Genomic DNA, 12,317 nt, shown 5'->3' on the forward strand with positions numbered 1-12,317 from the left:
CGGAGGATGCGCGATCGGGCTGGTAGCGTGCCGGGGGCGGCAGGGCTAGACAGCGTGCAGCTGCGGCTGCTGCCCGGGCACGACCGCCAGCGCGACCCGGCCCGCGCGCCAGGCCTGCTCCAGGTCCTGTTCGATCTCGGCCAGGCCCGCCTCTCCCGCGTCCTCGACGCGGCTGATGCCATACGCACGGTTGCGGCCATGGCCCTTGGCCAGGTACAGCGCCATGTCGACGATGTTGACGACGCGTTCCCACGAGACGTCGGTGCCCGGCAGCAGCGGGAAAGGTGCGAAGCCGATCGAGACCTGCACCGACACCTGCGCGCCGCCATGTTCGATCGTCCTGGTCGGGATCCCTGTGAGCAGGCGCCGCGCGACTTCGTCCAGCCGGGCGCGCGGGACGGACGGCAGGAAGGCCGGGAATTCCTCGCCGCCCCAGCGCACGATCATGTCGGTCTCGCGCAGGATGTCGCGCAAGGCGGCGGCGATCTCGCGCAGCACGGCGTCGCCGCCGGCATGGCCATGCTTGTCGTTGATGCTCTTGAAGTGGTCGACGTCGAGCAGGAAGATCGCGCCCACCGTGTCGCCGCCGGCGCCATGCTGCGTGCTGTCGTGGCAGGTGCGCATGAATTCCTGGAAGTGGCGGCGGTTGAACAGTCCCGTCAAGGGGTCGCGCGCACCCTGTTCGCTGAGCTCCTGGTTCCTGATCTGCAGCTGGGCATTCGCCTTGCGCACCTTGCGGTACAGGGTGCCGACGACGATGGCGCCGAGCGCCAGCACCAGCGCCAGCAGCCACCAGACGCGCTGTTGCAGGCGGCGGTTGTCGATCTCGATCGACTTCACCTGGTTTTCCCGGCTCAGCAGTTCGATCTGGCGCTGCTTCTTGTCCGTCTCGTAGCGCTCCTGCAGCTCGGCCATGGCTTTCTGGCGACGCTGCTCGAACAGTTCGTTCAAGAGCGCGCGTTCTCGCTGGTAAGCCACGACCGCCGCATCCTGGTCGCCGGCACGCGCCAGCGCATCGGCATATTCGCCCAGGGCCATTTGCAGGTCGGGCTTGTTGCCCGACTTCTCGAACCAGGCAAGGCCCGCCTGCACCGACTTCCTGCCCTCCGCCATGCGTCCCATCGCCAGGTAGGCCTGGCCGATATTGATGCGTGCGGTGGCGGCCAGGGCCTGGTCGTTGAGCAGGCGCGCCTGTTCGAGCGCCTGCCGCGCATACGACAGGGCGTTGGGGAAGTCGCGCAGCTTCAGGTAGCAATCGGCCAGGTTGACGAGGGAAATGCCGATCATCGGCCCGGCGTCGAGCTTGCGCTGCAGGGCCAGCGCCGACAGCTCGGCCTGCAGGGCGCGCTCGATCTGGTTCGAATCCATCGCCAGCGCATATTCGGTGCTTTTCAGGAGTGCCAGCCGGCCCTCCGAATGGATCTGGCGCGCCGCGCGCATGGCCTCGTCGAGCAGCTCGAAGCCCTTGCCGTACTCGCGCATGCGGTCGTGCAAAATCGCCAGCGAACGCAGCGAAATCACGATCAGCAGCGGGTCCCCGCTCTCGCGCGCCAGCGTGGCCGAGGCCTGCAGCTTGCCGAGGGCGACGGGGAAGTTGCCATCCTCGACGAAGGATTCGCCCGACGAGATCAGGGTGAGGACGCGCAGGCGCACGTCCTCGCTGGTGCTCGCCAGCTTCTCCGCCTGCCATACCAGCGCGTGCGACACGGTGGTTTGCCCCAGGCTGAACAGGGAATAGGCTTTGGAGAGCGTGGCGCGGGCGATGATGTCGTTGTCGCCGGTGCGGCGGCCGATGGCAAGGGCCTGGTCGCACAGGACGAGGGGCCTCGGCATGCCTGCCCATGCCATGCAGCGCGTCGCTCGAGGCAACCGGGAATTCCGCCTGCTCGGCGGGCGTGCCGCGCCTGGCCTCGGCTTCCAGCTGCGCAAGCAGGGGGGGGCGCGCTGCGGCGTGATGCGGGCCACTTCCTCGATCTCGACGAAACGCGCGTGCAGCGGCTTGCCGGCGGCGACGGCGCTGCCGGCCGCCAGCGAAAAAGCCGCCAGCGCAGCAAGGCTGCGCCAGTTCGTGCGAAATGGGGGAAACGACATAGATCCTCAGGGACTGCGACAAGTCCCCGAGCGGGGCACCGCCCCAGATTATAGACTTGGTTACCCTGGGGAAATGAGCGTTTTTTGCCGAATTTGACGGAAAAGCCACACACTTCCCCAGCTTGTCAAGGAGCCATCAGAACGCGTACTCCGCGCGCACGTACATCGTGCGTCCATTCACGCCGAACGGGCAGGTCTCCCAGCAGTGGGTGAAACCCATTTGCGGGAAGGGTGCCGCGCCGGTCGGGTCCCAGCGTGTCGGATAGGTGTCGAACAGGTTGTTCACCCCGACGGCCAGGCTCAGGCTGCGGGTGAGCGCATGGCGCAGCGCCAGGTCGACCAGCCATTTCGCTTCCCAGGTCTGCACATACGGTGCGGTAAAACCCTGGCCCTGGACTTCGCCGTAGTAGTTCGCGCGCAGGTTGGCGTTCCAGGCGCCGCGCGTGTAGTCGGCCGCCAGTACGTGGTGGCGGCGCGGCTGGCCGCGTTCGAGGAGCAGCACCTGGGCGTCGTCGAACAGCTGCTCGCCGCTCAGGACCCATGACTGCGAATGGCGTGCCTTGACCCTGGTACGGTTGAAACCGAGCTGGCCGGAGAGCACCAGGGTGCCGTCGGCGACGTCGCGCACCCGATGCTCGGCCACGATGTCGAGGCCGCGCGTCCTTGTATCGACCGCATTCGTGAAGAACTGCGCCTGGCCGACGCGCAAGGGGTCGAGGATGGCCTTGATCGGACAGGCCGTGCGGCTGGCGCAGGCACCGCGCTCCGGCGCGATCGTGCTGGAGAAGACGATGCGGTCGTCGATGTCGGTGCGGTAAAGGTCCGCCGTCAGCGAAAAGTTCGAGACGGGACGCAGCACCATGCCGATGCTGGCGCTGCGCGAGGTCTCGTCCTTGAGCGGCGCAATACCGAAGGCCCGGGTGACGGCGCTGCCTTCGCGCGCGGTCAGGGTCTCGGTCAGCACGCCTGCAGTGTTCAGATTTGTCGATACCGAGCTGTAGAACTTCTGCTGTACCGACGGTGCCCGGAAGCCGGTGGAGGTGCTCGCGCGCAGGCCGAAGCCGCGGGTCGGGTCGAAGCGGGCGATCAGCTTGCCGGTGGTGGTATTGCCGAAGTCGGAATAGCGCTCGCGGCGGATGGCCGAACCGAGCGTCAGCTGCTCGCTCCATTTGTGTTCGGCGTCGATGTAGAAGGCGGTGTTGTGGCGGCCCGCGTAGACCTGGGTGGCCGGCGTGTAGCCGGGGAAGCCCTGGATGCCGGCTTGCGCGATGCCGCCATGCTGGTCGCGGATGACGAGGGCCGGGTTGTTGGTCCGCCCGTACTGGTAAGAGACCGGTTCGCCCGCTTCGATGCGGTAGCTGTCGCGCCGGTATTCAAAACCGGTGGCCACGAAAATCGGCTGGCCGAGGAAGTGCAGCTGCCCCTTGGCGTCGAGGTTGAAGGTCGACTGCTGGAAGCCCAGCGTGCCGGTATAGGCCTCGCGCGGCGACTCGCCGTAGATGCCGCAGGGGCACTTCTGCTCGTACCAGTAGCTGACGTTGATCGAATCGCGTTCGTGGAACACCAGTTCGCTGCGGCCGTGGTTGAAGCTGGCATCGACATTCCAGCTGCCGCCGAGGCTTCCCCGGTAACCGAAGGCCAGCGAGGCGTCGCGCACTTCGGTGTGGATGGCCGGCAGGTAGCCGTTCGGGTACACCGCCGGCACATTGCGTGCGTCCTCGCGCGGGCGGAAGAAGCCGGCCCCTTCGCCGGTACGCTTCGAGACGCCGCCGAACAGGTACAGCTCGCCGCCGCGGCCGACCGGCAGCATCGCGTTCGTCCACAGGTAGGCATCCCTGGCCAGGCTGTCGCCGATGCGCTGGGTCACGCGCGGCGGATCGACGCGCAGCGTGTCGACGCCGGCGCGGTTGGTCTCGCCGCGGCGCCGGCCCTCGAGCGCCAGCGACAGGTAGCCGCCGTCGCTGCCGGGGGGCGAAGCCGCGCGACGCGCTGGCGCCATAGGTGTCGCCATCGCCCTGCGCAGTGGTGGCGGCGCTCGCCATGGCCAGGCCGCTGCCCGCGCCGCTCTTGAGAACGATGTTGATCACGCCGGCGATCGCGTCGGAACCGTATTGGGCGGCGGCGCCGTCGCGCAGGACCTCGATATGGTCGATCGCCGACATCGGGATCGCATTGATGTCGGTGCCGGCCGAGCCGCGGCCGACCGTTTGCTGGACGTTGACGAGCGCCTGCTGGTGGCGGCGCTTGCCATTTACCAGCACCAGCAGCTGGTCCGGGCCGAGGCCGCGCAGCGTGGCGGGGCGGATGATATCGGTGCCGTCGCTGATGAAGGTGGTGCTGAAGTTGAATGAGGGGTCCAGGTCCTGCAAGGCCTTGCCCAGCTCCGGGGTGCCGGTCGAGGCCAGGTCCTTCGCGCTCACCAGACCTCACCGGCACGGCGGTATCGAGCGCGGAGCGCGGCGCGCCGCGCGAACCGATCACGACGACGCTCTGGGCCGCCTCCGGGCCAGGCGCTTGCGGGTCGGATTGCGCATGTGCATGCGGAAAGGCGGCCAGCAGCGCGGCGGCCAGCAGGGTCGGGTGCAACTTCGTAGCGGTCATCGCGAATCCTCGTTGAACATGGTCAGTGACCTGAGAATGTTGCTCGCGGTAACCTCTACGGACTTGCGTTAGGACAATGCAGCCAGTGCTATACCGTTTCCTGTATCTAAGTGGCAACAGCCAGCACAGCGGCAGGTGACTTTACCGATAGCAATAGGATAGAGTTGCTAAGTTGTAATAATAAATAGCCAATAGAAAGGCAAGGCCATGGATTTAGTGTACAAAAACGAAAAAACGCTGTTCGGCATCATGCTGGTGCTGTCGATCTTCGTCTGGGCGGGCATGATTTTCGGTGCTGGCGGAGTAGTGCTGGTTTACGGCCTGATGTTCTTCCTGTTCTACTGTTTCGCGCAGTCGGCGCTGATTTCCTATATCAAGGGCACGGGTGTACGCATCACCCACGAGCAGTTCCCCGACCTGCACCAGCAGATCGGCGCCTGCTGCGCCAAGCTGGGACTGGAGCGCGTGCCGGAAGCCTATGTGCTGCAAATGGGCGGTTCGCTCAACGCCTTCGCGACCCGCTTCCTGGGGCGCGATTTCCTGGTGCTGTATTCGGACGTCATCGACAACCTGCACGACAACCCGGATGCGCTGAACTTCTACATCGGCCACGAGATCGGCCACATCAAACGGCGCCACCTGAGCTGGGCGACCGTGCTGCTGCCGGCTTCCTTCCTGCCGCTGGTGGGCGCAGCCTATTCGCGCGCCCGCGAGTACACCTGCGACCGCCACGGACCTGGCGGCCTGCGAGCACCCGTTGAACGCCGAATTCGGCATCGCGGCGCTGGCTGCCGGCGGCAAGCGCTGGCGCACGATGAACAAGGGCGCCTATATCGACCAGGCACGCGAGACCGAGGGCTTCTGGATGTCCTTCCACGAGCTGGTCGGCGATTATCCATGGCTGGTCAAGCGCATGGCGGCGGTACGCGCGCTGGCGGCCGGCCAGGAAGTGCGGCAGCCGCGCCGCCACGTGCTGGCAACGATCATGGCGCTGTTCGTGCCGCGCACCGGCGCCACCGGTGGCGGCGGTGCGATCATGACCGTCGCGATCGTCGGCATCCTGGCTGCGGTCGCCATCCCCGCCTACGAGAAATACACGCAGAAAGCGGCCCCGGCACGGATGGACCTGGGGTACCAGCAGAACGGGCAGGGAGCGGCGACCGGCAACGCCAGCCAGCAGCGCTACCAGACGGCGGTCGTCGCCAGCGCCTACCAGACCGCCCTTGACGCGACCGGCAAGATCGGCGCCTATGTGACCGAGACCGGCACGGTTCCGACCCTGGAGCAGGTCAAGCTGGACCCCGCCAACCCGGGCGCGGCCGTGCGTTCGCTGGCGATCGATCCGGAAAGTGCGGCGCTGCGCGTCGTCACCCGCCTCGCGGGCGGCGAAGGCCAGGGCGTGCTGGTGCTCGAGCCGACGATGGACGAGAACAGGAAGCTGTCGTGGTCCTGCAGTGGCGAGAACATCCCGCACGAGGCCTTGCCCGAGGCCTGCCGCTAGGGCGCCTGCGGGGCTAGTCGGCCTGGTCCTGCATCCACAGTTTCAGGCCTTCGACCCATTTCTTCGCCGGCAGGTTGTAGCGCCGCCTGATCTCGCCCGCGCGCTCGAAGAGGACGGCGAAATCGATCCGGGGCGCGTGCTTGAAGGCGATGACGACGATGTTCGCGTCGTGCACTTCGGGCAGCCAGACGACGGCATCGAAGACGGCACGCATGGCGTCCAGGTTCTTGTCGTAGTTGGCCAGTTCGCCGAACACGTTGGTCGTCATGATGCCGCCAGGCGCCAGGCAGTCGAAGCAGCCCTGGTAGAAGTCGAGCGAGTCCAGTACCGGCCCGCGCGCTTCTTCGTCATACAGGTCGACCTGCAGCGCGTCGACCCTGCCGTGGTTCGATGCGTCGAGCACGTAGTCGAGCGCATTCATCTCGCGCACCTGCAGGCGCGCGTCGTCCGGCGGCAGCTCGAACAGGGCGCGGCAGATCGCGATCACGTTCGGATTGAGTTCGATCGCCTCGACCCGGGCATCGGGAAAGCGCCGGTAGCAGAACTTGGTGAGCGCGGCGCTGCCCAGGCCCAGCTGCACGATCTGGCGCGGCCGCTCGATGAAGAGCAGCCAGGCCATCATCATCTGCACGTATTCCAGTTCGATCGCATCCGGACGCGCCAGGCGCATGGCCCCCTGTTCCCAGGAGCTGCCCAGGTGCAGCGAACGCACGCCCTCGAATTCGGTGATGGTGGCGGGCGGGTGGCCCGGCTGGGCGAAGCGCGGATCGAAGGGAGGGGGCTTGCTGGACATGGTTCGGGACGTCGGCGAGAGGAGCCGATCTTACCAGAGGGCCGCCGATCTACGGCGCGGGCAGGATCAGCGTGACCGCCAGCCCGCCGCCGTCGCGGTTCGACAGCAGGATGCGCCCGCCGTGCGCTTCGGCGATCTCGCGCGCCAGCGCCAGGCCCAGGCCCGTGCCGCTGCGCTTGGTCGAGTAGAAGGGCACCAGCGCATTGGTCAGCACGGCCTCGCTCATGCCGGCGCCGCGGTCGACCACGTCGATGCGCAGCACGTCCTGGACGCGGCGCACCTGCAGTGCGACTTCCTGCGGCGCCGACCCCGATTCGTGCGCGTTTTTCAGCAGGTTGAGGAGAGCCTGTTCCAGCTGCGCCTGGTCGGCGAGTGCTGGTTCCGGCGGCAGTTCGCCGACCACGCGGAAATCGACCTGCGCCGCCAGGCGCCCGACAAAAGGCGGCCCAGTCGAGCTGCTCCAGGCGCGGCGTGGGCAGCTTGGCGAAGCGCGCATAGCCGAGGATGAAGCGCTCCAGGTGGCGCGTGCGCTCGCCGATCGTTTCCGGGATCTGCGGCAGGCGCTCGGTCTGGCCCCGGCGCACGAGTTCCGCGCCGGAGTGCGCCAGCGAGGCAAGCGGCGCCAGCGAGTTGTTCAGCTCATGGCTGATCACCCGGATCACTTTTTTCCATGTCTGCACTTCCCGGCGCCGCAGTTCGGCCGTCAGGTGGCGCAGCAGCAGCAGTTCGTGGCGCCGCCCGTTCAGGCTGAAGTGGCTGCGCGCCAGGTGATACACCTGCTCGTCCTCGCCTTGGCCGGCGGTAAACAGCCCATCGCCGCCGCGCGCCAATGCTTCGCCCAGCGCCGGCGTTGCTCCCGCCAGCAGGTCCTGCAAGGCATGCCCCTCGAGCTTGCGGCCCTCGGCCAGCAACTGGCGCGCGGCCAGGTTCGCATACACGACCGTGGGGCCGCGTCCGCCGGCATCGGCCACCAGCAGCATCGCCACCGGCGTGTTCTGCACCATCGTGTCGAGCAGCAGTTCGCGCTGCACCAGGTCGCGCCGCTGCTCGCGCAGCACCGTGCCAAGCGCGTTGTGGGCCTCGATGAGATCGGACAGCTCGTCGTTCTGCGGCCAGTGCAGGCTGAACGAAAAGTCGCCGTCGCGGTAGCTGGTGACGGTGCCTTCCAGCGCCCGGAACAGCGACAGGATCGGCTGCACCTGCGAGCGCACGGTAATGATCGCGATCGGCACCACGCAGGCCAGGCACAGGCCGAAGACGAGCAGCGGCCGGCCAGGCAGCAGGTGGTCGAGCCCGAGCGCGATCAGGATGCCGACCGCGAGCAGGGTGCCGACCAGGGCGGAAAAGCGGGTGACGAGGGAGAGGCGCATCGGATCAGCGCCCGATGCCCAGCCGCTCCATGCGTCGGTACAGGGCCTGGCGCGACAAGCCGAGTTCGCTCGCGGCCTGCGAGACCACGCCGCCGGCCCTGGCCAGCGCCGCCGCAATGGCGTCGCGGTCCGGCTCGGACCTCGAACGCCGCCGCCACGGGAGCCGCCGCCGGTGCGGCCGGCAGCCCGAGGTCGGGCGCGAGGATGGTCTCGCCCAGCGCCAGCAGGTTGGCGCGCGCCATCACGTTCTTCAGCTCGCGCACATTGCCCGGCCAGGGATGCGCCAGCAGCGCGCGCTCGGCACCGGGGTCGAGGCGCTTGCCTGGCGCGAGGAAGCTCAAGGCCAGCGGCAGGATGTCGAGCGGCCGCGCGGCAAGCGCCGGCAGGCGCAATTCGATCACGTTCAGGCGGTAGAACAGGTCTTCGCGAAAGCTGCCGGTGCGGATCATCGCCGCCAGGTCGGCATTCGTGGCGCTGATCACCCGCACCTTGACCTGCCGTTCGCGGTTCGAACCGAGGCGTTCGAAGCGGCCGGTTTCCAGTACGCGCAGCAGTTTCATCTGTCCCGCCGGCGGCAGGTTGCCGATCTCGTCGAGGAAGAGGGTGCCGCCGTCGGCCGCCTCGAACTTGCCTTCGCGCGCCTTGGTCGCGCCCGTATAGGCGCCGGCGTCGGCGCCGAACAGTTCCGCTTCGATCAGCTCGGAAGGCAGTGCGCCGCAATTAAGGACCACGAAGGGGCCTTGATTCACCTGCGAATTGGCCTGGATGATCTCGGCGATGCGTTCCTTTCCGGTGCCGTTCGGCCCCGTGATCAGGATTGGCACGTCGGCGCGCGCCACCTGGCAGGCCAGTTGCAGCACGCGCTCGGTGGCGGGGTCGGCCCAGACCAGGCCGCGCAGGTCGTATTGTTGTTCCAGCTCGCGCCGTTCGCGCCGCTCGCGCCCGACGCGCTGGGAGAGCGCGCGATTCGCCTGGCCCAGTTCGACCAGGTTGGTGACGGTGGCGAGCAGGCGCTCGTCGTTCCGGGGTTTCGGCAGGTAGTCGGCGGCGCCCGCTTTCACCAGGTCGACCGCCGCGTCCAGGTGGGTCCAGGCGGTCAGCAGGATTACCGGCAGGTCCGGGTAGCTGGCGCGGATGCGCCGGAACAGCGCCACGCCTTCCTCGCCCGAAGTGGTGTCCGCCGTGAAGTTCATGTCCTGGATCACCAGGTCGACCGGCTCGCGCGCCAGCAGCGCCAGCCCTTCCTCGGGTGAGGCCGCATGCAGCGCCGCGATGTCGTGCAGCGAAAACAGCACGTCGAGCGCGACGCCGACGGCGGCGTTGTCGTCAATGATGAGTACAGTAGGCATGTTCGTCAGGATAGCACTGCTGCGGGCTTGGGCATGCGCCCCCCGGTCAGGCACTACGGGTCGCCAGCGCCGGCGAAATGCTCGCCGCGCGCCAGGCCGGCCCATACACGGCGATCACGCCCAGCGCCCAGAATACGATGCCGCCCGCGACCAGGTATTCGAGCGGCAGGCGCGCCATCTCGAGTCTGCTCACCAGGAGCTGGTTCAGCGCGACGCCCAGCAGCACGCCGCCCGCCACGCCACCACTGGTGATCATGAAGTTCTCGGTGACGAAGTAGCGCAGGATGTCGATCTTGCGCGCGCCGAGCGCGCGGCGTACGCCGATCTGCTTCCTGCGCTGGGTAACCCAGAGGCTGGCCATGCCGACGATGCCGCTGGCGGTGATCAAGAGCAGCAGCACGCTCACCGTTACCAGCATCCACGACAAGGCCACGTCGGCGCGGTAGCGGTCCTTGCGGTATTTGTCGAGCGTGGTCGATTTCAGGACCACCGGGTTCGGCGAGGCCTTGCGCAGTGCCGCCTCGACTTCGCGGATCACGCGCTCGCGCTGGCCGGGCTCGGCGCGCACGGTGTAGCGCGCACCCGGGTAGGCGCCGTACAGGCGCATCGGCGTGATGCTGGAAAATTCGCCGCGCTCGGTCACCTCGGCGCTCGTGGTTTGCAGGCGTTCCACGATGCCGACGATGCGCACTTCGGTGGCATCCTCGCCGGTACCGAAGTACATGGTCTTGCCGGTGGCGGCCGTCCCCGGCCACAGCTTCGCGGCCAGTGCCCTGGTGATGATCGCGACGCGCGGATTGGGTTCGGTCTTGTCGTCGACCTCGATGTACTCGCCTGGCAGGAAGTCGCGGCCCTCCACCAGCTTCAGGCCCCAAGTCTTGATGAGGGAATCGGGCGAAAAATAGAAGGACGAGCCGGCCGATTCGTCGACCTGCTTGCGGTCGATGGCGACGCTGTTGTTCCAGCCCGACTGCGACATCGGGATCTGGTTGACGTTCGCCGCCGCCGCCACGCCGGGCACGGCGCGGATGACTTCCATCTCGCGTTTTTGCGTGGCCAGTTGCTGCTCGGGGCCGCCGCTTGATAGATTGCGCACGCCGATCGAGAACACCGATTGTTCGTCGGCGATGCCGCTGGGGCGCGCCACGGCGTCGCGCCGCTCGCTGACGATGTGCAGCGCATTGACCAGGATGGCCAGGCTCAGCGCCACCTGCAGCGCGACGAGGATCGCACCGGTCTTGTTGCGCAGGAGCGCGGAGAGGATGGGACGGATTTCCATGATGGGTCTCTCTTCTCGATTATTGGGACTTGAGCTGGAGCGCCGGCGTCACCTGGCAGGCGCGCCAGGTCGGCAGCAGCCCGGCGAGCACGGCGGCGAACACCGACAGCGCAAAGGTAAAGGCGAGCATCGTCAGGTCCATGCGCGCAATCGCTGCCACTTCGCTGCTTTGCATCGCGATCAGGGCCAGCGCACCGAAGGCGAGCACCAGGCCGAGCACGCCGCCGGCCAGCCCGACCACCGCGCTCTCGACCAGGAACTGGCGGAAGATCTCGCGGCGCGAGGCGCCCAGCGCGCGGCGGATGCCGACTTCGGCGGCGCGTACCGAGAATTTCGCCAGCAAGAGGCCGATCGTGTTCACGAGGCACAGCAGCAGGAAGCCAAAGGCGAGCCAGGCCGACAGTTTCGTGTCCTTGCCGACCACTTCGCGCTCTTCCATCCATTCGGTGACGTTGAACAGCCCGATCGGCGCGGCGCGCTTCATGCGGCCCAGTTTACGCTGCTCGGCCGCGTAACCGTCGAGGTAGTTCTTCAGCTCCGCGCGCTCGCTTGCGGTGCGCGTCTCGAACCAGAACTGGAACCAGGTGCATTCCGAGCGCAGGCGGCCCTCGAAGCCCGGGTCCGAGCGCTCGGAACAGTTCATGCCGCCGTTGTGGGTGGTTTCGTGGCGGATGGCGCTGGCGAGCGGAATGAAGAATTCCTCGGCGTCGCCGAACTGTTCGCCGCCGACCAGCTTGTAGTAGCGCGGCTGCGGGTTCCACTTGTCGAGCACGCCGACGACCGTATAGGGAAAGCCCAGCAGGTTCAGGCGCTGGCCGACCGGATCGGCCGCGCCATACAGTTTTTCGGCGGTTTCGCGGCTGAGCACGACGACGTCGGCGCCGCGCTCGTCGTCCTGGGCGCTCCAGGCCTGTCCATGCAGGAAGGGCACATCGAACATGGCGAAGAAGTCGCGCGTGGGCGCCAGGCCCTGGGCCGTGAAGACCGGCAGCTCCTTGCGCGGCGGCTCGATCGGTCCGCCGACACCATACAGGCCGGTGCGCCGTACACCCTGGCCGCTTTTCAGGAGGTTGACCACGTCCTTGTAGGTAACCTGGTTTTCCTGCAGTTTTTCGCCGGGGTTGTAGCCGTCGAGGGGCGCCACGTCGAAGATGGGCACGAACAGGCGGTCGCTCTTGTGCGGAATCGGGTCGCCCGACATCATGTGCAGGATCGTCAGCGTCGAGACGCTGGCGGCCACGCCGACGGCAAGCGTGAGCACCATCAGGGCGGTCAGCGCCGGGTTGCGGCGCAGGCTGCGCAGGCCGAGCTTGAAGTAGTAGCTGAACATGGT

General features: G+C 67.5%; 8 protein-coding genes and 3 pseudogenes. 2 read left to right on the forward strand and 9 right to left on the reverse strand.

The genetic code is table 11. The features are described 5' to 3' along the window. Positions 1-45: 45 nt before the first annotated feature. The 3 genes and pseudogenes from G4G31_RS05935 to G4G31_RS25340 all read right to left on the reverse strand — a co-directional run. Positions 46-2,091: a tetratricopeptide repeat-containing diguanylate cyclase gene (locus tag G4G31_RS05935; RefSeq protein ID WP_182990685.1), complete on the reverse strand. Its 2,046-nt coding sequence runs from the start codon at positions 2,089-2,091 to the stop codon at positions 46-48. A 136-nt stretch (positions 2,092-2,227) separates the two neighbouring features. Beyond that, positions 2,228-4,090 (reverse strand): TonB-dependent receptor domain-containing protein, encoded by a 1,863-nt coding sequence (locus tag G4G31_RS05940; protein ID WP_229425402.1) that lies wholly within the window; start codon positions 4,088-4,090, stop codon positions 2,228-2,230. 145 nt (positions 4,091-4,235) lie between these two features. Beyond that, positions 4,236-4,511, reverse strand: a pseudogene (locus G4G31_RS25340) (TonB-dependent receptor plug domain-containing protein); the annotation flags it as partial. A 505-nt stretch (positions 4,512-5,016) separates the two neighbouring features. Here G4G31_RS25340 and G4G31_RS25345 point away from each other — a divergent pair. Further along, positions 5,017-5,277: pseudogene (locus G4G31_RS25345) on the forward strand (peptidase M48 family protein); the annotation flags it as partial. 172 nt (positions 5,278-5,449) lie between these two features. Further along, positions 5,450-6,193 (forward strand): hypothetical protein, encoded by a 744-nt coding sequence (locus G4G31_RS25350; RefSeq protein WP_229425711.1) that lies wholly within the window; start codon positions 5,450-5,452, stop codon positions 6,191-6,193. A 13-nt stretch (positions 6,194-6,206) separates the two neighbouring features. Here G4G31_RS25350 and G4G31_RS05950 read toward each other — a convergent pair whose 3' ends face one another. From G4G31_RS05950 to G4G31_RS05970, 6 genes and pseudogenes are all read right to left on the reverse strand, one after another. Then, the gene (locus tag G4G31_RS05950; RefSeq protein WP_182990686.1) at positions 6,207-6,986 is read right to left on the reverse strand and encodes a spermidine synthase; all 780 of its coding nucleotides are present in this window, start codon (positions 6,984-6,986) and stop codon (positions 6,207-6,209) included. 49 nt (positions 6,987-7,035) lie between these two features. Further along, on the reverse strand, positions 7,036-7,482 hold the full coding sequence (locus tag G4G31_RS27835; RefSeq protein ID WP_275944532.1) for a PAS domain-containing sensor histidine kinase: 447 nt from the start codon (positions 7,480-7,482) through the stop codon (positions 7,036-7,038). A gap of 878 nt (positions 7,483-8,360) precedes the next feature. Continuing rightward, complete coding sequence (locus tag G4G31_RS28890) at positions 8,361-8,444, reverse strand: helix-turn-helix domain-containing protein (RefSeq protein ID WP_374011297.1); 84 nt, start codon at positions 8,442-8,444, stop codon at positions 8,361-8,363. Positions 8,445-8,790: 346 nt separating this feature from the next. Further along, positions 8,791-9,810, reverse strand: a pseudogene (locus G4G31_RS28895) (sigma-54-dependent transcriptional regulator); the annotation flags it as partial. Next, a complete protein-coding gene (locus G4G31_RS05965) occupies positions 9,752-10,984 on the reverse strand; it encodes an ABC transporter permease (RefSeq protein ID WP_182990687.1) in 1,233 nt (410 codons plus the stop codon). The gene G4G31_RS05965 and the pseudogene G4G31_RS28895, both read right to left, overlap by 59 nt. 19 nt (positions 10,985-11,003) lie before the next feature. Further along, positions 11,004-12,314, reverse strand: a complete 1,311-nt coding sequence (locus G4G31_RS05970; RefSeq protein WP_182990688.1) for an ABC transporter permease — start codon at positions 12,312-12,314, stop codon at positions 11,004-11,006. Positions 12,315-12,317 lie beyond the last annotated feature (3 nt).

The sequence above is a fragment of the Massilia sp. Se16.2.3 genome, assembly GCF_014171595.1.
Classification (GTDB): domain Bacteria; phylum Pseudomonadota; class Gammaproteobacteria; order Burkholderiales; family Burkholderiaceae_D; genus Telluria.